The 23,527-nt window shown below is 73.5% G+C and carries 21 protein-coding genes; 12 read left to right on the top strand and 9 right to left on the bottom strand.

From position 1 onward, the window contains the following. Window positions 1–161: 161 nt before the first annotated feature. Complete coding sequence (locus tag ABT232_RS03895) at window positions 162–1,760, top strand: hypothetical protein (protein WP_351835414.1); 1,599 nt, start codon at window positions 162–164, stop codon at window positions 1,758–1,760. A gap of 9 nt (window positions 1,761–1,769) precedes the next feature. Here ABT232_RS03895 and ABT232_RS03890 read toward each other — a convergent pair whose 3' ends face one another. After that, a complete protein-coding gene (locus ABT232_RS03890) occupies window positions 1,770–3,065 on the bottom strand; it encodes an ABC transporter substrate-binding protein (protein ID WP_351835412.1) in 1,296 nt (431 codons plus the stop codon). Between the two features lie 180 nt (window positions 3,066–3,245). On the opposite strand from ABT232_RS03890, the gene ABT232_RS03885 reads away from it, so the two are divergent. Next, a complete protein-coding gene (locus ABT232_RS03885) occupies window positions 3,246–3,692 on the top strand; it encodes an SCO4402 family protein (protein WP_450871755.1) in 447 nt (148 codons plus the stop codon). Window positions 3,693–3,738: 46 nt separating this feature from the next. After that, window positions 3,739–4,620, top strand: coding sequence for a formyltetrahydrofolate deformylase (gene purU / locus ABT232_RS03880; RefSeq protein ID WP_351835408.1), 882 nt, complete (start codon window positions 3,739–3,741; stop codon window positions 4,618–4,620). A gap of 3 nt (window positions 4,621–4,623) precedes the next feature. Here purU and ABT232_RS03875 read toward each other — a convergent pair whose 3' ends face one another. Together ABT232_RS03875 and ABT232_RS03870 are read right to left on the bottom strand one after the other, a co-directional pair. Beyond that, on the bottom strand, window positions 4,624–5,907 hold the full coding sequence (locus ABT232_RS03875; protein WP_351835406.1) for a zf-HC2 domain-containing protein: 1,284 nt from the start codon (window positions 5,905–5,907) through the stop codon (window positions 4,624–4,626). Continuing rightward, window positions 5,904–6,485 carry a sigma-70 family RNA polymerase sigma factor gene (locus tag ABT232_RS03870; protein WP_351835404.1) on the bottom strand — a complete coding sequence of 194 codons (582 nt, stop codon included), beginning with the start codon at window positions 6,483–6,485 and terminating at the stop codon, window positions 5,904–5,906. Before ABT232_RS03870 ends, ABT232_RS03875 begins: the two co-directional genes overlap by 4 nt. A 358-nt stretch (window positions 6,486–6,843) precedes the next feature. Here ABT232_RS03870 and ABT232_RS03865 point away from each other — a divergent pair, with 358 nt between their 5' ends. From ABT232_RS03865 to ABT232_RS03850, 4 genes are all read left to right on the top strand, one after another. Further along, window positions 6,844–7,224 (top strand): STAS domain-containing protein, encoded by a 381-nt coding sequence (locus ABT232_RS03865; protein WP_351835401.1) that lies wholly within the window; start codon window positions 6,844–6,846, stop codon window positions 7,222–7,224. Between the two features lie 143 nt (window positions 7,225–7,367). Next, on the top strand, window positions 7,368–7,880 hold the full coding sequence (locus ABT232_RS03860) for an EF-hand domain-containing protein (RefSeq protein ID WP_351835399.1): 513 nt from the start codon (window positions 7,368–7,370) through the stop codon (window positions 7,878–7,880). A gap of 635 nt (window positions 7,881–8,515) precedes the next feature. Further along, window positions 8,516–8,989, top strand: coding sequence for an ATP-binding protein (locus tag ABT232_RS03855; protein ID WP_351835396.1), 474 nt, complete (start codon window positions 8,516–8,518; stop codon window positions 8,987–8,989). Window positions 8,990–9,529: 540 nt separating this feature from the next. Continuing rightward, the gene (locus ABT232_RS03850) at window positions 9,530–10,867 is read left to right on the top strand and encodes an MFS transporter (protein WP_351835393.1); all 1,338 of its coding nucleotides are present in this window, start codon (window positions 9,530–9,532) and stop codon (window positions 10,865–10,867) included. Here ABT232_RS03850 and ABT232_RS03845 read toward each other — a convergent pair. Continuing rightward, on the bottom strand, window positions 10,751–11,806 hold the full coding sequence (locus ABT232_RS03845; RefSeq protein ID WP_351835391.1) for a GlxA family transcriptional regulator: 1,056 nt from the start codon (window positions 11,804–11,806) through the stop codon (window positions 10,751–10,753). The two genes, ABT232_RS03850 and ABT232_RS03845, sit on opposite strands and share 117 nt — an antisense overlap. A 71-nt stretch (window positions 11,807–11,877) precedes the next feature. Here ABT232_RS03845 and ABT232_RS03840 point away from each other — a divergent pair, with 71 nt between their 5' ends. Beyond that, the gene (locus tag ABT232_RS03840; protein WP_351835389.1) at window positions 11,878–13,206 is read left to right on the top strand and encodes an MFS transporter; all 1,329 of its coding nucleotides are present in this window, start codon (window positions 11,878–11,880) and stop codon (window positions 13,204–13,206) included. 16 nt (window positions 13,207–13,222) lie between these two features. On the opposite strand, the gene ABT232_RS03835 is transcribed toward ABT232_RS03840, so the two are convergent. Continuing rightward, window positions 13,223–13,417: a hypothetical protein gene (locus ABT232_RS03835; RefSeq protein WP_351835387.1), complete on the bottom strand. Its 195-nt coding sequence runs from the start codon at window positions 13,415–13,417 to the stop codon at window positions 13,223–13,225. A gap of 68 nt (window positions 13,418–13,485) precedes the next feature. Between ABT232_RS03835 and ABT232_RS03830 the strand changes: the two genes are divergently transcribed. Continuing rightward, entirely contained in the window at window positions 13,486–14,400 is a 915-nt protein-coding gene (locus ABT232_RS03830) for a hypothetical protein (protein WP_351835384.1), read from the top strand. 15 nt (window positions 14,401–14,415) lie between these two features. Here ABT232_RS03830 and ABT232_RS03825 read toward each other — a convergent pair whose 3' ends face one another. Both ABT232_RS03825 and ABT232_RS03820 read right to left on the bottom strand, forming a co-directional pair. Next, window positions 14,416–15,609 carry a flavin-containing monooxygenase gene (locus ABT232_RS03825; protein ID WP_351835382.1) on the bottom strand — a complete coding sequence of 398 codons (1,194 nt, stop codon included), beginning with the start codon at window positions 15,607–15,609 and terminating at the stop codon, window positions 14,416–14,418. Between the two features lie 177 nt (window positions 15,610–15,786). Next, entirely contained in the window at window positions 15,787–17,418 is a 1,632-nt protein-coding gene (locus ABT232_RS03820) for a subtype B tannase (RefSeq protein WP_351835380.1), read from the bottom strand. A gap of 221 nt (window positions 17,419–17,639) precedes the next feature. On the opposite strand from ABT232_RS03820, the gene ABT232_RS03815 reads away from it, so the two are divergent. Then, window positions 17,640–18,245 (top strand): GNAT family N-acetyltransferase, encoded by a 606-nt coding sequence (locus ABT232_RS03815; RefSeq protein ID WP_351835378.1) that lies wholly within the window; start codon window positions 17,640–17,642, stop codon window positions 18,243–18,245. Window positions 18,246–18,507: 262 nt separating this feature from the next. Here ABT232_RS03815 and ABT232_RS03810 read toward each other — a convergent pair whose 3' ends face one another. After that, entirely contained in the window at window positions 18,508–19,173 is a 666-nt protein-coding gene (locus tag ABT232_RS03810; protein WP_351835375.1) for a pyridoxine/pyridoxamine 5'-phosphate oxidase, read from the bottom strand. Between the two features lie 146 nt (window positions 19,174–19,319). Then, entirely contained in the window at window positions 19,320–19,955 is a 636-nt protein-coding gene (locus ABT232_RS03805; RefSeq protein ID WP_351835659.1) for a TetR family transcriptional regulator, read from the bottom strand. Window positions 19,956–20,089: 134 nt separating this feature from the next. On the opposite strand from ABT232_RS03805, the gene kbpA reads away from it, so the two are divergent. Continuing rightward, the gene (gene kbpA / locus ABT232_RS03800) at window positions 20,090–20,824 is read left to right on the top strand and encodes an AfsK-binding protein KbpA (protein ID WP_351835373.1); all 735 of its coding nucleotides are present in this window, start codon (window positions 20,090–20,092) and stop codon (window positions 20,822–20,824) included. A gap of 199 nt (window positions 20,825–21,023) precedes the next feature. Beyond that, complete coding sequence (gene afsK / locus ABT232_RS03795; RefSeq protein WP_351835370.1) at window positions 21,024–23,408, top strand: protein serine/threonine kinase AfsK; 2,385 nt, start codon at window positions 21,024–21,026, stop codon at window positions 23,406–23,408. Window positions 23,409–23,527 lie beyond the last annotated feature (119 nt).

Here is a 23,527-nt window from a genome sequence, read left to right as displayed (position 1 = left end):
TGGTGGACGAGGGGGAGGTGAGGCGAACAGCTCGCCGCGGGCCGGTCTGTTACGGCGGTCACAGGGCAGGCGGTCACGCCCTGTGCTGCGTGGCACCCGGCTCCGGGGACCCGGTAGCGTGAGCCGACGATTCCGAAGGTCCCCCATTCGTAGGAGTCCCGGTGACGCAGAGTGGACAGGGCGAGGAGCCCTCGGCGCAGCCCGCGCACGAAGGCATCGTGCTGCCCTCAGACGGTGGCGAACCCCTGCTGCCGGGCATGACGGCAGGCCCCGGCCGCCCCGCCGACGGCCCCCTCCCGGCCCAGGCGCCGCCCGGCGGCCAGGCCTGGGGGCAGCCGTGGGGACCCGGTCAGCAGCAGCACGCCGCCCCGCCCCAGCAGAACTGGCCGGCGTCGCCGGACCAGGGCTGGGCGGCGCAGCAGGGCGGCGGCTATCCGGCACAGCAGCAGCAGCCGCAGCAGCACCAGCAGCCTCACCAGCCGCAGCACCAGCAGTCCCACCAGCCGCCGCAGCACCAGCACCCCGGTGGTGTGTCGGCTCCCGGTGCCGGGCCGCTGCCGCCCGAGGGCGCGCCCGGTCCGTCGTACGGCGGTGCCGCGGGCGCGTACGGGGCTCCGGGCGGAGCGGGTGTCCCGATGCCGCCGCAGGGCGGCGGGATGCCGCTGCCGCCCGCCGCCGACGAGGGCGCCACCCAGTACATACCGCCGGTCGGCGCCGCCTCCCCGATACCCGGCGGCCCCGGCCAGGACAACGCCACCCACTACCTGCCGCCCGTGCGGCCCGCGGCCGCCGCCGACGAGGGCGCGACGCAGTACCTGCCGCCCGTTGCGCCGGGCGCGCTGCCGCCCGAGACGCCCGGCGCGGCCGGTGCGGCCGGTGCCGAGCGCCCCGCCGAGACCACCCAGTACCTGGGCCGGGCCCGCCAGGGCGGCGCCCCCGGTGCCGACGCCGACGCCACCCAGTACATCCCGCCGGTCGCCGGCGGACGCGAGACGCCCGCCGAGTTCGACAACCTCTTCCGCAGCGAGGGCGCCGACGGCACCCGGCAGCTGCCGCGCTTCCAGGACCCGCAGCCGCCGCAGCCGTCGTACGACGAGCCCGGCCCGGACCGGGGCCGCCGCCGTACCGGCTCGCGGGTGCCGGTGATCGCGGCCTGCGGCATCGCCATCGCGGTGGTCGGGATCGGCGCGGGCGCGCTGCTCGCCGGCGGCGGCGAGGACGACGAGACGCCGGCGCCGGTCTCCGCCACCGCTCCCGCGAGTCAGTCCGCCTCCGCCTCGCCCTCGCCGTCGGCCGATCCGGCCGAGCAGCAGGCGATCGAGCTGGACAAGCTGCTCGCCGACAGCGGCGACAGCCGGACCGCGGTGATCAACGCGGTGAACGACGTGAAGTCCTGCGACAACCTGGCGCAGGCCGCCAAGAACCTGCGGGACGCGGCCGGCCAGCGCAACGACCTGGTCACCAAGCTGTCCGGGCTGAGCGTCGACGAGCTGCCGGACCACGCGGCGCTGACCACCGCGCTCACCAAGGCCTGGAAGGCGTCCGCGTCGGCCGACGAGCACTACGCGGCCTGGGCGGACCAGGTGGCCGGCCAGAAGGACAAGCTCTGCAAGAAGGGCCAGGCCCGCAGCACCGGCCAGACCCAGGCCGGCAACCGGGAGAGCGGCACCGCGACCACGCAGAAGGCGGAGGCCGCCAAGCTGTGGAACGCGATCGCCAAGGAGTACGGCCTGACCGAGCGGCAGCCGACCCAGCTCTGAGCGGCGGGGTCAGCCGACCTCCGCGCCCTCCAGCGTCTCCGTCACGTCGATGAAGCCCTTGCGGGCGGCGACCAGCCGGCCGTCGCGGACGACCTGGAGGGTGACGTCGGCGTTGACCAGGCGCGGGAAGCCCACCGAGGCCAGCCGGTCCTGGAACTTCCAGCGCAGTGTCGGGGTGAGTCCGCCGGTGGTGACCTCGACGCCGTCGTCCAGCGCCCGGCGCACCGTGCTCGCCGACACCTCCTCGCCGCCGAGTCCCTCGACGATCGAGCGGAAGACGGTGTACGCGATCCAGGTGGTCTGCACACCGGCGTCCGCCGGGTCGATGCGGGTGTCGGAGAAGGCCTGCTCGCGGACGACCCGCTTCATCTCGTCCCAGCGCTTGTCGGTCTCCACCGGGTACCAGCCGGTGATGTACGCCCCCTCGTACGGCCCGGAGCGGCCGCCGGAGGCGTCGATGACCGTCTGGTCGACGCTGCCCAGCACCGTCCCGGTGCGCACCTCCGGGTAGTCCTCCCGGGCGCGCCGGAAGGAGTCCATGAAGGTGCTGGTGCGGCCGCCGAGCGCGGGTACCACACAGCCGCGCTCGGCCGGGTCGGCGGTGGCCCGCCGCAGCGCCTGCTCCGACTGCGCGGAGAACTCGGTGGCGTCCTCGGCGGCGCGCAGGTCGTCCGCCGGGTCGTGGCCGCCCGCCTTCAGGCCCGAGTCGATCAGCGTGGGCAGCTCGTCGCCCGCGATGGTGTCGGCGCGGACCAGGGTCACCGGGCCGCAGTCGTCGGCCAGCTCCTTGCCGAGGCCGGCCAGCAGGGCGGGCTGGCCGCCGTTGACCGGATAGGACAGCGGGCTGGTGAACTCGTCGTTGGTGACGCCGTAGCCGCCTATGTACGGGATGCCGGCGCCCTCCAGGACCGGGAAGTAGGAGCCGGCGTGCTGGCTGTAGGAGCCGACCACCGCGACCACGTTCTCCTTGACCGCGCGCCGGGCGCACTTCGCGGCGTCCACGCTGTCGTTGTGGTCGTTGCAGATCAGCACCCGCAGCTTGCGGCCCTTGATCCCGCCCTCGGCGTTCACATGACGGGCGTAGGCGAGGGCGAGGGCGGGCATGCCGGGCTTGTCGGTCGCGTGGGTGTCCGACGGCGCCCAGGTCATCACGGTGATGGTGTCGTCCCCGGAACCCCCCGTGATGCCGGGGACGACACCGCATCCGGCGACGAGCGACGCACCCGCCATCATGAGGGCCGCGGCTTTGGCGGGCCGGTGGATGGCGAGGAGGAATGTGCTGCGGGTGCGTTGCCTGCCGGTCATGGTTCCGCACGATTCCGCCACATCGCTAACCTGGGAGTGACCGTCGGTCAACGAACGGTGACGTGCAGGTGAATTACGGGGGCCGGTGCACGGCCCGACGGGGGGAACGTACGATCGATGACCGTGCAAGAGGTCCAAGGTTCGGAGAAGTCTTCCCGTCGCGGCCGTCGCTCATCCACGATGGGGGGCATGCCGCTGAACGACATGCCGTGGTGGCGCTGGCGCAGCAATGTGCGCTCGGCGCTGCACATGCTCTCCGACCCGGGGTTCCAGAGGGACGTCTGGCTGGCGGGTGTCGAGGGGTACGGAGACGTGACCGACGCCGTCTACCGGCTGGTCGAGGACACCTGGCTGGATCACTGGTCCGCCGAGAAGTACGTCGGCACGATCTTCCGCGACTCGCAGGAGGCGGCGCTGGTCGACACCGCGGTGCTGCGGGTGCTGCGGATCATGCACCAGGTGGGTCCCGACGCTCCGGTGTCCTCCTACCTCCAGCATCCCGGCTGGCCGGAGGCGGTGCAGGCGGCGCGGGACGCCCATGTGCGGATGGCGGTGAGCGACGGGGAGGACCCGGAGGGCGAGCCGCAGACGCTCGAGGTGCTGCGCATCCTGACCCGGTCCGCCTAGCGGAACGATTGCCGGGTCCAGGGCTCCTTGTGCGACCCTGTGCTGCATGAACGAGCAGTCCACCGGAGCCGCGGCCCCCGCCGACCAATACGTCCTCACGCTCTCGTGCCCGGACAAGCAGGGCATCGTGCACGCCGTGTCGAGCTATCTGTTCATGACCGGCTGCAACATCGAGGACAGCCAGCAGTTCGGTGACCACGACACGGGACTGTTCTTCATGCGGGTCCACTTCTCGGCGGAGGCGCCGGTGACGGTGGAGAAGCTGCGGGCCAGCTTCGCGGCGATCGGCGACTCCTTCCACATGGACTGGCAGATCCACCGCGCCGAGGAGAAGATGCGGGTCGTCCTGATGGTCAGCAAGTTCGGGCACTGCCTGAACGACCTGCTGTTCAGGGCGCGGATCGGGGCGCTGCCGGTGGAGATCGCCGCGGTGGTCTCCAACCACCGCGACTTCGCGGAGCTGGTGCGCTCCTACGACCTGCCCTTCCACCACATCCCGGTGACCCGGGACACCAAGGCGGAGGCGGAGGCGCGGCTGCTGGAGATCGTCCGCGAGGAGCGCGTGGAGCTGGTCGTGCTGGCCCGCTACATGCAGGTGCTCTCCGACGATCTGTGCAAGCAGCTGAGCGGCCGGATCATCAACATCCACCACTCCTTCCTGCCGAGCTTCAAGGGCGCGAAGCCCTACCACCAGGCGCACGCGCGGGGCGTGAAGCTGATCGGCGCGACGGCGCACTATGTGACCGCCGACCTCGACGAGGGCCCGATCATCGAGCAGGAGGTCGAGCGCGTCGGCCACGACGTGACCCCGGACCAGCTCGTCGCCATCGGCCGCGACGTGGAGTGCCAGGCGCTGGCGCGCGCGGTGAAGTGGCACGCGGAGCGCCGCATCCTGCTGAACGGCCGCCGGACGGTCGTCTTCGCCTGACGGCTACATGCGGCTCAGGGACGCCGCCGCGTGCAGGACGTCCCTGATGGCCTCGCGGTCGCCGTCCTGGCCGGCGGCCGCCTCGTCGGGCGGGACATGGCCCGCGGCGAGACGGCAGAACTCCACGCCGTCCAGGGCGACATGGGCGACCTCGTGGTCCGTGGACGGCGAGGCCGCGGGGGAGTCCAGCGGGATCAGCCACTCGCCGCCGCCGGAACCCTCGATCTCCAGCCGGAGGGTGCGCCCGGGCTCGCCCGCGGCGACGAGGTGCCGGCCGGTCCGCGCGGGCGCGGCCAGTCCCGCCTGCCGGCGTTCGGCGAGCGCCGAGGGAAGCATCCGGGCCGCGAGGTCGATCATGCGGTTGAGGTGGCGCCCGGAGGGCGCGGCGTAGGGGTAGTCCACCGCGTCCGCGATGTCCTCCGCATGCACCCAGCACTCGAACGCCCGGTCGATCATGGTGTCGTGCAGCGGGAGGGAGAACCCGCCGTACGACACCGGCATCAGGCCGGCGCCGCCGCCGGTGAAGGCCACCGTCCGCACGATGCCGTGGCTCTGCTCGCGCCAGGGCCCGCGCACGGAGCGGGTCGGCGGGAAGTGCGAGGCCCGCCAGTACGCCTCCGTGCGGCCCGCCGGGTTCGGCAGCTCCGCGTCGATGTCGCCCAGCGGGTCGTCGAGCCCGAGCGCGACCGCCACCAGCCCGTCGACGGCGAGGAGATGGGCGATGACCCCGGCGACGGTGGTCCGCCGGCTCGTCGCCTCCTTGCCGTCGAACCAGCGCAGCCGCACCGGAGCGTGCCACTCCGAGTCCCCGAAGTCCTGGAGCAGCGCGTCCAGTCGCGCGGTCTCGGCGTCGTACGCCGCGGCCCACTCGGGGACCGGGATGCGCGGCGGGCGGCGGTCCAGGCAGCTCTCCAGCACCCGGGTGCGCAGCGACGGGTCCAGGTCGAGGCTCTCCGGCGGGTGCAGCAGGCCGACCGCCTCGCGCAGCCGCCGCGCCTCGTCGGCGCAGCTTCCGCAGTCGCCGAGGTGTTCCTCGACGGCGGTGGTCTCCTCCGGCGAGCACGCGGACAGCGCCCAGGCGCCCAGCAGGGACTTCAGGACGCGGTGCTCCAGCACCAGCGGGACGGGTCCGGGGGCCATGGCCGCGCGCAGTTCGTCGAGGGCGGGCAGGGGCCTGCCGCTGTCCTCCACGGAGGCGCGGGGCAGCGGTATACGGGGCGACCGCTTCTCGGTTCCCTCGTGCTCGTGCTCGTTGTCGTTCTCGTCGAACGGGGTCGGCTCGGTCACACCGCACCGCCGTATCCCGGCGGCGCCCCGGGGGTGCCGGTGTCGTGGGCCGTGGACAGCAGTTGGAGGCCGAGGCGCAGCCGGCGGCGGGCCTCGTCCTCGGTGACGCCGAGGTCGGCCGCTGTCTGGCGGTAGTCGCGGCGCTGGAAGTAGGCCAGTTCCAGGGCGGCGCGCAGCGGGCTCGGCATGGCCTGGACGATGTAGTCGGCGCGGGCGGCGACGGAGGCGTGGCGGACCTTGTGCTCCAGTTCCTCGGAGGTGCCGTGGCCGCCTTCGACGAGGGCGGCGGTCTCGGTGGCGCGCAGCCGCTGCACGGCGAGACGGTGGGTGAGCCCGGCGACCCAGGAGCGCAGCGGGCCCTGTTTGGGGTCGTAGGCGTCGGGGTGCTCCCAGACGTGGGCGAAGACCTCGCGGGTCACGCCGTCGGCCGCGCGCTCGTCGCCGAGGACGCGGTGGGCGAGGCCGTGCACCAGGGAGGCGAAGCGGTCGTAGAGCTCGCCGAGGGCGGCCGCCTCACCGCGGGCGAGCCGCTGCTGCATCTTGCGGTCCCAGCGGGGCGGGGTGTCCCTCCTCGCCATACGGCCACCTCCCCCTGATCCGTCGCCGAGTCCGGTCGTGACTCCAGCGTGCGTCCACCGTCATCCCGAATGTAGTCGGCACGTCCGACAACGCACGCCCCTTTGTGGCAATGCACGCCCCCGACGGGCCGGGAGTGATAACGGACCTTCTTTGATGGCGCTTACCCGTCCCTTCGGTACACACAACCGGTTAGATCTGATCGAACAGGATCGAAGTCGACTGAAACAAGCCCTTTCCGATCGGTTTCCGTTTCCAGGGCGGTGTTTCAGGGAACGGCCGCTGGGCAGCCACGCAGAAGGAAGCGTAGGACCTGCTTCCGTTTCCTGGCGGTTCCGGGAAGTCCGGCGAGTGAAGGGCATGGTGGTGGCGTTCAATGTGACCGGCGGCGAGCAGGGTGAGTGGGCCGTGCTCCATGTGTCGGGCGAGCTGGACCTGGTGACGTCGCCGGTGCTGCGGCAGCGGGTGCACGACGCGGTGGCCGAGGGCCGCCACAGTCTCGTCCTGGACCTCTCCGAGGTGTTCTTCTGCGACTCCAGCGGGGTCGGCGTGCTCATCGCCGCCCGCCGTCTGCTCCGTTCCTGCCAGGGCCGGTTGCGGCTCATACTGCCCGCCGAGGGTGCGGTCGACGGGTCCCACGTCAACCGGGTGCTGGGCGCCCTGGGCGTGCGCCGGCTGTTCGACGTCCACCCCGATCTCGCCTCCGCCGTCTCGGAGGAGTCCCGTCCGCTGTCGGCGTGACCTGCCGCACGTCTGCCACATCGTTGTCCCGGAATTTCCCCGGTCTTGGCACAACCGTCGTTTTCCAGCTCCCCGACCTGCCATGGCGTCGTACGCTCCGAGCGAGACGCACCCCGACGTGATGTGAGGCGGCCCGAGAAGACATGGTCAGCAGCGAGTACGAGAGCAGGATCGCGGCCAGGTTCGCCACCTTCGACCAGGACGGCAACGGCTCCATCGACCGCGAGGACTTCAGCCGGGCGGCCAAGGCGCTGCTCGCGCGGTTCGGTGTCGCGGCCCGGTCCGACAAGGGTCAGGCGCTGTACGGCGGCGCGGAGGCGTTCTGGCAGGGCATGGCGGGGATAGCGGACCGTGACGGCGATCAGCGCATCACCCGTGAGGAGTTCGTGGGCGGGGCGGTGAAGCGGCTGCGGGACAACCCCGACCGGTTCGCCGAGATCGCCCGCCCCTTCCTGCACGCCGCCCTGGACGTCGCCGACACCGACGGCGACGGCGCGGCGACCGTCGAGGACACCGCGCGGGCACTGAACGCGCTGGGCGTGCCCGAGAACGTGGCCCGCGCGGCCGCCGCCGCACTGGCCGCCGACGGCGACGGCAAGGTCGGCGAGGCGCAGATCGTGCCGGCCTTCGCGCGCTACTTCACCGTCCCCGAGTAGGCCCGCGACACCGCGTACTCGACCGGCCCGCCACCCGCAGCCCACCGCGCGGCGGGCACGGCGGCGATGCCGCGTTCACCTGGGAGGCGGAGGTTCAACCGCCTCTCAGGCATGCCCTGATGCCCGCCGAACGCGCCAATGATGGTACGGAGAGTGAGGAATTGCTCACGGTTCGCCTTGGTGAGCGGAACTCTCCGAACGGCGCTGGGCTGCGCAATCGCGAAAAGCGTGGAAAACGGATGGATGCGCCCGCAGCGGATGTCACGGATTGTGGCATCGCGTAATTACGGAGCGTAGATATTGCGTGAGGTCCCGCGTGGTACTCGCGACATCCCGGAGCCGGAGTTGGCCTCCGGTACCTTGTGGGGGATGTGCCTCATTCCTGCTGTTCGACTCCTTGCGATGAGGGTCGCACAGTATGCCGCACGGGTAATCCTTCGCGCGGGAATATGCCCGAAGCGCTTGTTGGGGTGACCGTACGTCAACGAAGCTGTGCTGCAAGGGATTCACGTTCCGTGACCCTTGCTCTGGCCATTGTTCTGGGCATGCAGAAAATGGCTACGATCGTGGCCCTCGTGAGGCGCGAGCCTCTGTGTCCATCGGTTCGGATGGTGTGAGCGGTGCAGGTGCTTCAAATGCAGCTGGAGATCCGGCCCGACCCCGCTGAAGTGGGGCGGGCGCGGAGGTGGGCACGGGCGCGGCTCGCCGGGTCCGCGATAGCGGCCGACGAACCGCTCGCCGAGACGTTGATCCTGCTCGTCTCCGAACTCGTCACGAACGCCGTGGTGCACACCGGCCGTCCGGCCGTGCTGCGGCTCTGTCTGCCCCAGGCCGCCGCCGGCGCGGCGACCGTGCGCCTGGAGGTCGCCGACGGCAGCGACCGGGCGCCGGTGCCCCGTTGGGTCGACAGCGAGGAGACCGGCGGGCGGGGTCTCGCGCTGGTCGACGGGCTCGCCGACCGCTGGGGCTGGAACCAGGAGGGTGCCGGCAAGCGCATCTGGTGCGAACTCGACCGGCACAGCGCGGCGGGCGGCGGGGCGGCGGCCTACGGGAGCGGCGGCGCGGCGGCGTACGAGGGGTGCGAGGGGCTGGCGTACGAAGCGGTGTGACGCCGTGCCGGGGGGCATGGGCGCACGGCGCCCCGGCGGGCTGTGCCGCGGGGTGGGGTGATGCGCCGGGACATGCTTCCGTGCGCGCCTCTGTGAAAACGGACCTAAGTGACAAATCCCCTCACGGGTGTTGACGTCGCGTGTCCGTTTGATCACGCTTGTGGTCAGCGATTCGCCGCGAGGGGACGGCGAGGGTCCCGGTGACGGGTGCCCTCGGCGAGTGTGGGTCGCGGTCCGGCGTCGGTTCCCTCGGGGGGCAGCGGGAACCGGGGTGGGAACGCCGGGGGCCGGATGGCGGCGCGTGGTGCCGTGCTCGGGGCGGGCGCCCTCGCGCCGCCAGCCGGATTCCCTGGCAGTCCTTAGACGGCCCCCCGCCGGATGTCCGGCCTCGAAGCCCCACCCGTTTCTTCCTCCACAGGTTGTGGACAACTTTTCGGGATTCCGCTCACCCTTGCGGGGCGTCGCCGTACACCGCCGGTTGTCCACAAGGGCGGGAAAACCGGTGGGGTGTTGTCGGTGCCGTTGCCTAACGTCGACCGCATGACCTATCGCGACCTCGCCGTCCGCCCGGTGCTGACCTGGTCCCTCGTGGCGGTCGCCGCCCGGATGCCGGTGGCCATGGCGCCCCTGGCCGTGGTGTTCCTGGTACGGGAGCGGCCCGGCGGCTACTCGCTGGGCGCACTGCTCGCGGCCGGTTACGTGCTCGGCGAGATCGTCGGCGCGCTGCTGCTCGGGATGCGGCTGCGGCCGGAGCGGGCGCGGCGGCACATGGGCGCCGGACTCGCCGTCGGCGCCGTCGGGTTCGCCGGTCTCGGCCTGCTGCCGGAGGCGCCCGCCGCGATGCTGGCCGCCTGCGCGTTCCTCGCCGGGGCCGCGCCCGCCGCCTCGGCCGGCGGGCTGCGGTCGCTGCTCACCGGACGGCTGGTGCCGCGGCACGCCGTCGCCCAGGCACTCTCCGTCGAGTCGATGCTGATGTCCGGGATCTGGGCGGTCGCCCCGGCCGCCGTCACCGGGCTGGCGCTGGCGGTCACGCCCCGGCTGCCGCCGCTGCTCGCCGCCGTGCTGCTCGTCGCCGCGGCCGGCGGCCTGTGGCTGCTGCCCGAGGGCTGGGACGTGGAGGAGGCGTCCGGCGAGGGCCGGGCGATGCTGCGACTGCTCGCCGGAGCCTGGCCGGTGTACGTCACCGGAGCCGCCAGCATCGCCCTGCTCGCCCTCGCCGAACTCCTGCTGCCCGCCCTGCTCGAACAGCGGGCGATCGGCGTCGGCTGGTCGGGGCCGCTGCTCAGCGGATTCGCGCTCGGCTCCGCGGTGGGCGCGTTCCTGTACGGGATGCGGTCCTGGCCGGGGCGGCTGCGTACCAGGAGTGCGGTGCTGATGTGCGGGGTGTCGGTGTGCGCGGTGCTGGTCGCGGTGGTGCCCGACACCGCGGGCATGGCGGTCGCGTTGGTGGCCGCGGGCGTGCTCCAGGCGGGCGCGATCATCACCCGGAACCTGGCCCTCCAGCGGACGCTTCCGTCGAGCGCGCTGGCCGCCGGCTACTCCGTGATGTACGCGGCGGCCAGCGCCGGGTACGCGGTGACCGGCTCGGCGGCGGGCGCGCTGCTGAAGGTGACGACTCCGGACCGGGCGATCCTCGCCGGCGTCGGCTTCACCTTGCTGCTGGTGGCGTTGGGCGCGTGGGGAGAGGGGCGGGCGGAGCGCCGAGCCGCAAGACCTGACAAGGCGTCAGAGACCTTGCCGGGCAACGCTTCCGATGGCCCGTCAGCCGCGAGCGGCGGCGACGGCGCCCCCGGCGTCGCCACCACCCCCGAGGCCGTCACCGCCGGTCCGGAAGGTCCGGCGGTACGCGGTGGGGGTGACGCCGAGCGCGGCCTGTAGGTGCTGGCGCATCGACTGGGCGGTGCCGAAGCCCGCGTCCCGCGCGACCTGGTCGACCGAGAGGTCGCTGGACTCCAGCAGGTGGCGGGCGCGTTCGACGCGCTGCTGGGTGAGCCACTGGCCGGGGCTGATGCCGGTCTCCTCGCGGAAGCGGCGGGTGAAGGTGCGCACCGACATCGCCTCCTGCTCGGCCATGTCCCGCAGCTGGATCGGCTCGTGCAGCCGGCCGAGCGCCCAGGCGCGGGCCGCGGTGGTGGTGGCCTGCTGCGGGTCGGGCACCGGGCGCTCGATGAACTGCGCCTGGCCGCCGTCGCGGTGCGGCGGGACGACCGTGCGCCGGGCCACCTCGTTGGCGACGGCCGTGCCGTGGTCGCGGCGCACGATGTGCAGGCACAGGTCGATGCCGGCCGCGACACCGGCGGAGGTCAGGACGTCGCCGTCGTCGACGAAGAGGACGTCGGCGTCGACGCGGATCCTGGGGAACAGCCGTTGCAGGCGCTCCGCGTCGGCCCAGTGGGTGGTGGCCGGGCGGCCGTCCAGGTGGCCGGCTGCGGCGAGGACGTAGACGCCGGTGCAGATGGAGGCGAGCCGGGTGCCCGGACGGATGAGGGCCAGGGCGGCGGCCAGTTCCTCGGTCAGCACGCCCTGCTCGAACACCGGGCCGAGTTCGTAGGACGCCGGGACGATGACGGTGTCGGCGGTGGCCAGGGCCTCCGGGCCGTGGGCGATCTGCACGGCGAAGTCGGCGTCCGTCTCCACCGGGCCCGGCGGGCGCACCGAGCAGGTGACGACCTCGTACAGGTGCCTGCCCCGCGCGTCCCGGGGGCGGCCGAAGATGCGGTGCGGGATGCCCAGTTCGAAGGGGAGCAGGCCGTCCAGGGCGAGGACGACCACGCGGTGCGGGCGGAACTCCGGGTCGCCGCTCGGTTCAGGAGCCATGGCCCGATCCTAGCGAACACTGACCCTCGGGCCACTCGTCCGGACCGGACGACAACCGGAAGCTCTATGGCGTGACCCAGACAACCGACGCGACACCGGCCGAGCAGGCGCCGGGGGAACCGCGTCCCACCGACCCCGCCGTCCGCGCCCGCCGGATCCACCGCGCCTGGTTCGTCGCCGCCGTCACCTTCGTGACGATCATCGGCGCCGCCGCCTTCCGCTCCCTGCCGGGGCTGCTCATCGACCCGCTCCACCAGGAGTTCGAGTGGTCGCGCGGCACGATCAGCGCGGCGGTCTCCGTCAACCTCGCGCTGTACGGCCTCACCGCGCCGTTCGCGGCGGCCCTGATGGACCGCTTCGGCATCCGGCGGGTCGTCGCGGTCGCGCTCGCCGTCATCGCGCTCGGCTCCGGGCTCACGGTGTGGATGACGGCGGCCTGGCAGCTGATGCTGTGCTGGGGCCTGCTGGTCGGACTCGGCTCCGGCTCGATGGCGCTGGCCTTCGCCGCGACCGTCACCAACCGCTGGTTCACCGAGCGGCGCGGCCTGGTCACCGGCGTCCTCACCGCCGCCTCCGCCTCCGGCCAGCTGATCTTCCTGCCGCTGCTGTCCTGGATCGTCGACGAGCACCGGTGGCGGCCGGCCGCCGTCACCGTCGCGCTGGCCGCCCTCGCGGTCGTGCCCTTCGTCTGGCTGCTGCTGCGCGACCACCCGGCCGACGTGGGCCTGAAGCCGTACGGCGCCAAGGAGTTCGTGCCCAAGCCGCCGCCGGTCGCCGGAGCCGCCCGGCGCGCGGTCACCGTCCTGTTCCGGGCCGCCCGCACCGGCCCGTTCTGGCTGCTCGCCGGCACCTTCGCGATCTGCGGCGCCTCCACCAACGGCCTGATCCAGACTCACTTCGTGCCCGCCGCGCACGACCACCACATGCCCGTCCAGGCCGCGGCCTCGCTGCTCGCGGTGATCGGCGTGTTCGACGTGGTCGGCACCATCGCCTCCGGCTGGTTCACCGACCGCTTCGACGCACGCCGGCTGCTGGCGGTCTACTACGCGCTGCGCGGTGTCTCGCTGCTCTTCCTGCCGGTGCTGCTGGCCCCGTCCGTGCACCCGCCGATGATCTTCTTCATCGTCTTCTACGGCCTCGACTGGGTCGCCACCGTGCCGCCCACCGTGGCGCTGTGCCGGGAGCACTACGGCGACGACAGCGCGATCGTCTTCGGCTGGGTGCTGGCCTCGCACCAGGTCGGCGCGGCGCTGGTCGCCTTCCTGGGCGGTGTCGCCCGCGATGTCTTCGGCACCTACGACGTGGTCTGGTACGCGTCCGGCGCGCTGTGCGCGGCGGCGGCGCTGATGGCCCTGGTGATCCGGCGCCGGCCGGCCACCGCGTCCCTCGCGGCGGCCTGACCGGCACCGGCGGGCGTCAGGACGCCTCGGTGCCCGCCCGGCGGCGTCGCACGGCCGGCACCAGCAGGCCGCCGACGGCCGCCACGGTGGCCGCGGCGCCCGCGAGGAGCGGCGCGCCGGCCGAGCCGGTGTTCGCCAGGCTGCCGCCGGTGGAGGTGGTGGAGGCCGCGGTGGAGCCGCCGGTCGCCGTGGCACCCGTCGAGGGTTGCACCGGCGTACGCCCGCACGCGTCGAAGGGCGCCGTGAGCCGTGCGAACGCCGGGGCGTACGCTCCGGCGCATGGGGCGGGGAGAGATACGGCGAGGACTGCGTGTCGCCTGGTCGGCCTGGACGCCGGCCGAGCGGGAGGCGGCTTCCTCCGGAAGCGCGGCGCAGCTGCCGGCGGCCTTCGTGGCCTGGTGGATCGGCACGGTCACCCAGGACGACTACGGCCTCTACGGAGGCGGGCTCGGGCTGCTGTGCATGTGCGCTCTGCTGCCGGTGGTGCTGCCCGTCATGGGGCTGCTCCAGGCGACCCTGCACCTCATGCCGGGCTGGATGCTCGCCGAGGCGCTGGGGCGCCGGTTCCCGGGCCGGCCGCGGTGGGCGCGGCGGCTGGCGGCCGTCACGCTGGTCGGTGTGGGGTGGGCGGCGGTCGCCGCCGTGGCCGCGGGACTGCCGTTCACGGCCACCGCGCTGTGGTTCGCGGCCCTCGGTGTCTGGCCGGTGCTGTGGGCCGCGTACGTCGAGCGGCGGGCCGGGGTCACCGGGCGGTCGTGGGGATGCATCGGGCTGTGGCTCGCCGCCGCGTTCGCCGCGGTGGGGCTGGGCGTGCTGACGCTGGTGGGCGGATTGCTGGCCACGGTGACCGGGCTGGTGAAGGAGTACGAGCCGCCGCCGCTGTCCGCCGTACGGCTGCCCGGTGTGTGGCGCGGCGGGGACGGGGCGGTGCTGCGGCTGCTGCCGGGCGGGCGCGCCGAGGCGGTCGAGCTGCCGGCCGTCGCCGCCGGGGGCTGGGATCCCGTCGTCTGCCGTGGCACCCGCTCGGGCACCTGGACGACCGAGACCCGGGACCGCGACGGTGTCCTGGTGCGTCTCGGCGGCTGCGGCGGCGAGACGTTCTGGATGATCGGCGGCACCGCGCGGGAGCCGGAGCTGGCCGTGGTGCTCGGCGATCCGGACGCCGGGGACGTGCGGATCCTCGAACGGGACTGAGCCCACTGAGCCCTGTCACCCCGGCAGCCGGGACACCCGCTCGCCGCGGGTCCGGACGACCGCCCTGGCGATCTTCCGGGCGTCGATCGCCAGCTCCCGGAGCATGCCGCTGATGGGGTTGGTGAAGCCGGTGAAGAACAGGCCCGGGGCCTGGTGCGGGCTGCGCGGGCCGTGCACCAGCGGCCGGCCGCGGTCGTCGAGCACGTCGAGATGGCCCACCAGGCCCTCCAGCGCGCGGACGTATCCGGTGGCGGCGATCACCGCGTCCGGGCCGACGCGGTCGCCGTCGGCGAGCACCACCTTGCCGTCCTCGAAGGAGTCCACGGCGGCGACGATCTCCACCCGGCCCTTGCGCACCGCGTCGATCAGACCGACGTCCTGCACCGGCACCGCGCCCTCGCGCACCCGGCTGTAGAGCCCGGTGTCCGGACGGGGCAGGCCGTGCGCCGACAGGTCGGGCACGCTGATCCGGGCCAGCGGCCGGGCCACCGCGTCGACCAGACGGACCGGCAGGCGGCGGACCAGGACGCCGTTGTACTGCGCGGCCCAGCCGGCCGTGGAGCGGCGGACGATGTGCGGCACGGTGCGCACGGCCAGCCGCACCCGGGACGCCCCGCCCTCCACCAGGTCCACGGCGATCTCGGCGCCGGTGTTGCCGACGCCCACGACCAGGACGTCGCGGCCCGCGTAGGGGGCGGCGTCGCGGTACTCCGAGGCGTGCCGGAAGTCGCCGGTGTAGTCGGCGAGGCCGGGCCAGTCGGGGATGCGCGGGGTGTGGTTGTGCCCGGTGGCCACGACCACCGCGGCGCCGGTCAGTTCGCGGCCGCCGGTGGCGTGCAGCAGCCAGCCGGTGCCGTCGGGGGAGCGGTCGATCCGGGAGACCTCGACACCGGTGACGATCTCCAGCTCGTGGTGCTCGGCGTACTTCTCCAGATACCGGACCACGTTGTCGCGCGAGACCCAGCGGCCGAACCGGCGTGGCATCGGCAGCCCGGGCAGGGCGGACAGCCGGCGGGTGGTGTGCAGGTGGAGGCGGTCGTAGTGACGGCGCCAGGAGGCACCCACCTGGCCGGACCTCTCCAGGACGACGGCCCGGACGCCCTGGGCGCGCAGCGCGTACGCGGCGGCCAGGCCGCCGGGGCCGCCGCCGACGACGTAGACCGGGTGCTGGTCGGGGGCGGGCCGGGCGGGTGCGGTGTGGTCGGGCATGTGGGGGAGCGTAATCACCTGCCCGGTTGATGGGTCTCGGTCAAGACCGGAATTGGTTGCGGATCGATCACGGATGAACCGCGGTGGTGGTGCCGCCTTCGGCCGCTGTCCGGAAAGGAAGCGGCCTCCGGTGGTGATGACGGAGAACCGGAGGCCGCGATCAGGGGGCGTGCGGGGTTACCGCACGCGCTTCTCGTAGCCCGTCACCTCGGCGATCCAGGCGATGAAGTCGCCGGGGTCGGTGTTCGCGCCGTGGCCCTGGTCCCAGTAGTAGAGGTGGCTCACGTCGTCGCCCAGCGCGGCGGCCGCGGCGGCGAGGTTGGCGGAGACGGTGTGCGAGGTGTCGGAGTCGTTGGTGCCGAGGCGGATCCACCAGTGCTTGGCGCGGCGCGGGTTGGCGTCCTCGACGAGGAAGTGCATCGGGTTCATCAGCCGCAGCTTCGCCGGGATGTCGGCGGCGACCCGGCTGCCGCCGGCGCCCGTGGTGTCGTGCTTCAGGCTGTACGCCGTGAAGTGCCGGGCCTGGGTGGTGCCCGTGCCGAACAGGTTGTTCTCACCCGTGGACAGGTCGAAGCCGTCGAAGGCGGGCACGGACTTCTTCCGGGCGCCGACGTGCGCGAGGTAGCCGGCCCAGCTGAAGCCGGCCTTCTTGCCGTTCCAGGTGATGAAGGTGTTCTTCGCCAGGTAGGTCTCGCGCTCGGTGTCCGTGAGCGCGGCGAGGTACGTGGTGGCGGACGGCTCCAGGTACTGCTCGAGCAGGTACGTGTCGTAGTTGCGGGCGGTGAGCGTGCCGAAGCCGCCGAGGCCCTTCAGCTTCAGGGACGCCTGGTACTCGGCGAACCGGGCGCGCAGTTCCTTGGAGACCGTCTGGTCGACCTGGCCGCCGCCGCTGGTGGCGTTGGTGCCCCAGTTCCACTCGTAGGCGCCGTCGGCGTGCTCCAGGTCGGTGATCGGGCACCAGGTGCCGGTCGCGAAGATCGCGTCGCTGCCGTCGGCCGCGCCGATCTCCTTCAGCGCGGCGTCGTACAGGGGGCTGTCGCCGGACGCGCCGAGCAGGGCGGACAGCGCGCCGCCGGCGCTGGTGCCGGAGGAGACGATGCGGTCGGTGTCGCCGGGGATGCGGCCCTTGTTGGCGCGGACGTAGCGGACGGCGGCCTTGAGGTCGACGATCGCGGCGGGGGCGGTGCCGTAGTACTCGCCCGCCGCGTTCTTCAGGGTGCGGCCGCGGGCGCCGGGCTCCACGACGACGTAACCGGCCGCGAGGGCCAGCTTCGGCAGGGAGACCATCTTGCCCTGGCCGTTCAGCATCGCGTTGCCGCCGGACGCGACTTCGCCGGTGCCGGTGCCGGTGCCGGCGGATGCGGAGGCGGAGGCGCTGGGTGCGGGGCTCGCGCCCGCCGTGCCGCCGGCGCCGCCCGGTGCGCCGGTCGGTGCGCCGCCGCCCACGCCGGTCGCGGTGGCCACGGAGGACGGCATGTAACCGCCGACGGAGTTGGCGAACAGGATCGGGGCGTCGCTCGCGTCCACGGCCGTACCGTCGATCTCCACGGGGACGCTGACGTTCAGGGACTGGTAGGTGGCGTCGACCGGCTTGGCGACGTAGGTGACGGCCTTCCAGAAGCGGTAGGTGACGTCGTGGTCGGTTCCGTCGGCGTCGGTGATCGTCGTGGTCAGCTCGGTGTAGCCGTCCGGGTCGAAGGCCAGGGCGCCGGACGCCGAGTCCGACGAGGCGGGGGTGGCGTCCGACGCCTGCGCGCCGAGGGCGACGCCGCCCACCGCCGCGACGCCCGCGGTGGCACCGATCCCCATGACGACGGTCCTGCGCTTCACAGCCCTGTGCTTCACGTTGCTGCCTCTCCCGAGAGGTCCCGTTGCCGGGTCACGTCCTGCTTGCGGTTGCGAACGTATTTTGCTGCCGACAAAATCGTCAACAATTTCTCGGTACTCACGGCGAACGCACAGGTTCACAGCTGACCGACAGCGCGGAAACCGGAGTGAATTCCGCGCGGGTGGCGGGGTTCAATGGCCCGATGGCCCTCATACGCGAAAACTCGAGCGCGGCCCCCGTCGAGCTGCGCGGCCACGGTCTGCGCCTCGGCCCGTGGAACCCGGAGGACGAGGCGGACGCCGACGCGTGGCTGCGCGGCCTGACCGACCCGGACTTCCTGCGCTGGAACACCCCTCTCGTCCAGGTCACCGACCTCGACAGCGCTCGCTCCTCCCTGCGCTCCAAGGTGGCGGAGTCGGCGGAGGCGGCGGCCGGTTCGGTGTCGCTGCGGGTGGCGGACGCGGAGACCGGCGAGGTGCTCGGCCACATCGGGGTGAACGCGATCGACCGCGTGATGAGCGTCGCCCACGTCGGCTACTGGGTGCTCCCCGAGGCGCGCGGCCGCCGGGTCGCCGGCCGCGCCCTCGCCCTCGCCGCCCCCTGGGCCTTCACCGGGCTCGGTCTGCACCGCCTCGAACTGGGCCACGCGCTCGGTCACGACGCGTCCTGCCGGGTCGCCGAACGCTGCGGCTTCCGCTACGAGGGAACCCTGCGCGGCGCCATGTGGGAGTCCGGCCGCCAGGACGCCTACCGGGACGTCCACCTGCACGCGCGCCTCGCCACGGACGAGGTGGAGCCGCCGCTGTGACGGCCGAGCCCGCTGACCTCCGCCCGTGACACCCCCGCGGTCTCGCCCCGGGTGGAAGCGCCGCCGCGCCTCCACCCCGCGGCCCGCGCCGTCCACCTGACGGTCACCGACCCCCTGCGCCACGAGGCCTCGACCACGAGGCCTCGACCACCAGGCCGACGGGTCCGCCAGGGCGATGGGCCGTCAAAGCGATGCGCCGCTACGGCGACGGGCTCGCGCCGGCGCACCCGTCTCCACCGCCTCGCCGGTCACGTGGCCCGTATCACGGCCACAGCAGTCGGCGCTCCCAGCCCTCGCCGCCTTCCCGGCGGCGGTACGCCAGGCGTACGTGCCGGCGGCGGGCGTCACCCTGGAAGAACTCCACCTCGTCGGGGCGCAGCCGGTAGAGCGTCCAGGTGGGGGCGGGTGCGGTCGGGGTCTGTCCGGCGCGGGTCCAGGCCGCCGCGGAGGCCTGCGCCAGCTCGTCCAGCGAGGTCAGTTCCTCGCTCTGGTGACCGGTGAGGGCGGCGGCCAGGGCGCCGGTGGAGCGGGCGTGGAGGTCGGCCTGGGACTCCTCGGGCGAGGCGGTGGTGACGGGGCCGCGCAGGCGGATCTGGCGGCCCTGCGCGGGCCAGTAGAAGCCGAGCGCGGCGTACGGGCGGGCGCCGAGCTGGCGGCCCTTGCGGCTGGTGGAGTGGCTGGCGAAGCTCCAGCCGTGGGCCTCGTCGGCGCCGTGCAGCATCACGGTGCGGACGTCGGGCAGGCCCTGCTCGTCGGTGGTGGCCAGGGACATGGTGTGCGGCTCGGTCTGCCCGGCGGCCGCCGCCTGGGCCAGCCAGGCGGCGAAGAGCGGGAGCGGGGCGTCGGGAGCCGTGGACGGGTCGAAGGAGGGCAGGTCGACGTCCCATACCCGGAGCGACCTCAGCAGGTCGTGAAGATCCGTTGCCATGGCCCGAGTATCGCCTCGCACGTCGGGCCGGAACGCGCCACAGGCGGCGGTCCGGCCGGGTGACCGGCGAACCGCCGCCTGCCAGACAGGACGCGGGCGCGGAGACAGGTGGAGACGAGAGGGGTGGCCGTGGGGCGCCTCGCGGGCTACTTCGTCGGCTTCTTGCCGGTGACGCCCAGGTGCACCAACAGTGCCAGGTTCGGCTTGAGTTCGGCCGCCTTGACGCCCGAGGTCGAGAAGCCCTTCTGGTGCGAGGCCACCGCGGCGAGCATGGCGACGAGCGCCCCGGCGATCGCGGCGGGGTTGACGTCCTTGTCGACCTTGCCCTTGGACTGGAGTTCGGCGACGGCGTCCGCGAGGGAGTTGTTCACCGAGTTCAGGATCTTCACGCGGAGCTTGGCGAAGCGCTTGTCGCCCTCGGCCGCGCCGAGATCGATCACGCGCAGGATCGCGTCGTTCTTCCGCCAGAACTCCAGGAAGCCGTCCACGAGTTCCTGCGCGGTCTGCCAGCCCGCCTTGCCGACCCAGCTGCGCCCTTCGACCACCTCGGTCAAACCGGCGCCCTCGGCGGCCATTTGCTCGGCGATCTCCAGGACGGCGCCCTCGACGTCCGGAAAGTACTGGTAGAAGGTCGCGGGCGAAGTGCCCGCCTTCCGGGCGACATCGATGACCTTGACGTCCCGGTAGGGAGAGGAGCTGAGCATCTCGCTGAGGCAGTCCAGCAGCTTCTGCCGCGTCGCCTGCCCGCGTCGACCGGCCACGCGGCCGTCAACGGTACGCACTTGTCCTGTCATGTCGTCAGCTTACCGAGGGGTGATGGGAGCGCGATTCGGCCGACTGCAAATGGGGTGCGGGCCGGTGCGGACGATGGTGTGCCTGGTGGGCGGGGTGCGCGCGGCGCCGTTACTTTTGCTGCATGGCCGAAAACAGGGCATCTGCTCACCAAGAGGGATACACGGAGGGCGTTCCGTGCTGGGTGGACGCCCAGCTGGCCGACGTCGAGGCGGGCAAGCGGTTCTACGGTGAGCTCTTCGGGTGGTCCTTCACCGAGTCCTTCGGCGGCGGCGTCTGGGCGCGCTCGGAGGGCCGGCCCGTCGCCGCCCTCGCGCAGAAGTCGGACGGCCGGCTGCCCACCGTCTGGACGGTGTACTTCGCGACACCGGACGCCGAGGCCCTGTCCCGGCGCATCCTGGCGGCCGGCGGCCAGGTGGTGACCGCCCCGCTGCCGGTCGGCGAGCTGGGTGTCGCCGCGCTCGCCACCGACCCCGAAGGTGCCGTCTTCGGACTGTGGCAGCCGGGCAGCCACCTCGGCTTCGGCCGCCGCCACGCGCCCGGCACCTTCGTCTGGGCCGAGCTGTACGCCCGGGACACCGCCGCCGCCAACGCCTTCTACGGCGGCCTCTTCCACGACGCCCTGTTCGGCCCGGACGCCGAGCCCGACTTCGGCCGCGCCCCGCTCACCGCCGTCTTCCCCGCCGAGATGCCGCCGCACTTCGTGGTCCACTTCCGGGTGGCGGACTGCGCGGCCGCGCTGGCGGAGGTGACCCGGCTCGGCGGCCGGGTGCAGTCCGGTCCGTTCGAGACGTCGTACGGGACGGTGGGGGTCGTCACCGACGATCAGGGCGCGTCGTTCGCGGTCCTGGAGCGCTGAGCGGCGCCCGCGGCGGCCGTCCGACGCGCCTTTTCGCCCTGTATGGACTGAGACACCCCCTTTGTCACCGGGTTCGCAACCTGCGCCCCGGCCAGGAAGAATCGGGGTGCGTGCCGCCATGGCGGTGCGGTGGTGAGACGCTGCACGGGGTCGCGTACATATGTGGGTGACGCGGCTCGTACGGGGAGGTGGCAGGCAAGTGGTGGATCAGCTGACGCAGCACGATCCGCGGCGGATCGGGCCGTTCGAGGTGCTGGGACGGCTGGGGGCCGGCGGCATGGGGCTGGTCTATCTGGCGCGCTCGGCGTCCGGCAGACGTGTGGCGATCAAGACGGTCCGCACGGAGCTGGCCGAGGACCAGCTCTTCCGGGTCCGCTTCACCCGCGAGGTGGAGGCGGCCCGCGCGGTCTCCGGCTTCTACACGGCGGCCGTCGTGGACGCCGATCCGCGCGCCGCGGTGCCGTGGCTGGCCACCGCCTACGTGCCCGCGCCCTCCCTCGAAGAGATAGTGAACGACTGCGGTCCGATGCCGGCGCAGGCGGTGCGCTGGCTGGCGGCGGGTGTCGCGGAGGCGCTTCAGTCCATCCACGGCGCGGGGCTGGTCCACCGTGACCTCAAGCCGTCGAACGTGCTGGTGGTCGAGGACGGCCCGCGGGTGATCGACTTCGGTATCGCCTCCGGAGTTTCGAACACCCGTTTGACGATGACCAACGTCGCCGTCGGCACCCCCGCCTACATGTCCCCCGAGCAGGCCAAGGACTCCCGCAGCGTCACCGGCGCCAGCGATGTCTTCTCGCTCGGCTCCACCCTCGTCTTCGCCGCCACCGGCCACCCGCCCTTCCACGGCGCCAACCCGGTCGAGACCGTCTTCATGCTGCTGCGCGAGGGCCCGGACCTCGACGGCCTGCCCGACGAACTGCGCCCGCTGATCGAGTCCTGCATGCAGATGGACCCGGCGGCCCGCCCCACCCCCGCCGACCTCCAGGCCCAGCTCGCGCCCCACCTCTTCGGCTCCGGCTCCGACGACAGCGGCACCGCCTCGGCGTGGCTGCCCGAGAAGGCGGTCGGCCTCATCGAGACCCGCCGCGGCGGCCGCACCGCCGCCAAGCCCGCCGCCGGCGGGCACGCGGCGGGCCGCAACGCCGGACGCGGCGGCTCCGCCGTACCGCCGCCGCCCTCCCACGACCCCGTCGTCCCGGCACCGGTCGGTGTGCCCCCGGTACCGGTCGGCTCCCCCGACAGCGGGCCCGTCCGGCTGGCCGGCGCCGCCGTGCCCATCGGCCCCGGCCCCCGCGTCGCCGACGCCCGCGCCGCCGCCGTCAAGGCGCCCCCGCCGGAGGCCGGCCTCGTCGCGTCCTGGTCCAAGCCGCGCCCCGGCGTCAACGGCGCCGACGCCGCGGTGACCGCGCCCGCGGCGCCCACCGCGCCCACCGTCCCGCCGGAGCCGTCCGCGGCCGGCTGGCGGCCCTGGCGGTTCCGGATGTCCAACGACGTCTGGGGCACCCCGGCGGTCGCCGACGACCTCGTCTACGTCACCTCCTTCGAGGTGCACGCGCTGGACGTCGGCACCGGCCGCCGCCGCTTCAAGACCCGCGACGTCGCCTGGTCGATGGCGGTCGCGGACGGCCGTATCCACGCCTCCGACGGCCCGACCCTGTTCGCCCTGGACGCCCGCGAGGGCGGTGACCTGTGGCGGCTGTCCACGGACGCCTGGGTGTACTCCCTCAAGGCCGAGCGGGGCACGGTCGTCACCGGCACCCGAGGCGGCGGCGTCCAGGCCTGGGAGGCCGCCAACGGCCGCAAGCTGTGGGAGATCACCGGTTGCCAGACCGACTTCGAGTCCCCGGAGGCGGGCCCGGCGCTGCACGACGGCACGGTGTACCTCTGGCAGGACGCCCGGCTGCGCGCCCTCGACGCGCGCACCGGCGACGAGCGCTGGTCGTACCCGATCGGCGACGCGGCCTCCTGCGGCGGCGTCCCGGTCCGGATCGCGCCCGCGCCCGACGGTTACGTGTACATCTCCGCCGGTACCCGGGTGCTGGCCGTGGACGTGGCGAGCGGCCGTGTCCGCTGGCACTTCGAGGCGCCGGCGGTCTTCCTCTCGCCGCCCACCTTCGCCCCCGGCCCCGCGGTCACCGGCGGCGGTGTCTACCTCGCCGACTATCTCGGCACGGTCTACGCCCTCGACGCCACCGACGGCCGCGACCGCTGGCGGATCGCCACCGAGTCCCGGGCCTCCGTCGAGCCGGTGCTGGTCGCCGCGGGCCATGTGCACGTGGGCAGCGGCAACGGCCTCTACACGCTGGACGCGGTCACCGGCACCCCGAAGTGGCGGTTCCAGGCGGGCGGCGACATCGTGGGCGCGCCGGCCGTCGCGGAGGGCCGGATCCACTTCGGTTCGACCGACCACCTGCTGTACACGCTGAAGGCCGACGACGGCCGGCTGCGCTGGAAGCTGGCGACCGGCGGCGAGATCACCGGCTCGCCGGTGGTGAAGGACGGCATCGTGTACGCGTGCAGCAAGGACCGCTGCGTCTACGCGCTGGACGCGGAGAAGGGCACGGGCACCGCGCGCACCGCCTGAGCCGTCCGGCGGCTGCGGGACGGCCGTCGCCTCGGCGCACGGAAGGGTCTCCGGACGGCGGCCGTCGCTCGGGTGAGCGGGGGTCGCACACGGGTGTCCGCCCTGCTCGCGGCTCACGC

Origin of the sequence: Streptomyces sp. NPDC001532, from assembly GCF_040298625.1 — a bacterium.
In the GTDB taxonomy this organism is placed as follows: domain Bacteria; phylum Actinomycetota; class Actinomycetes; order Streptomycetales; family Streptomycetaceae; genus Streptomyces.
Note: the sequence above shows the minus strand (reverse complement) of the source record. Positions and strands in the feature narration are given on the sequence as shown.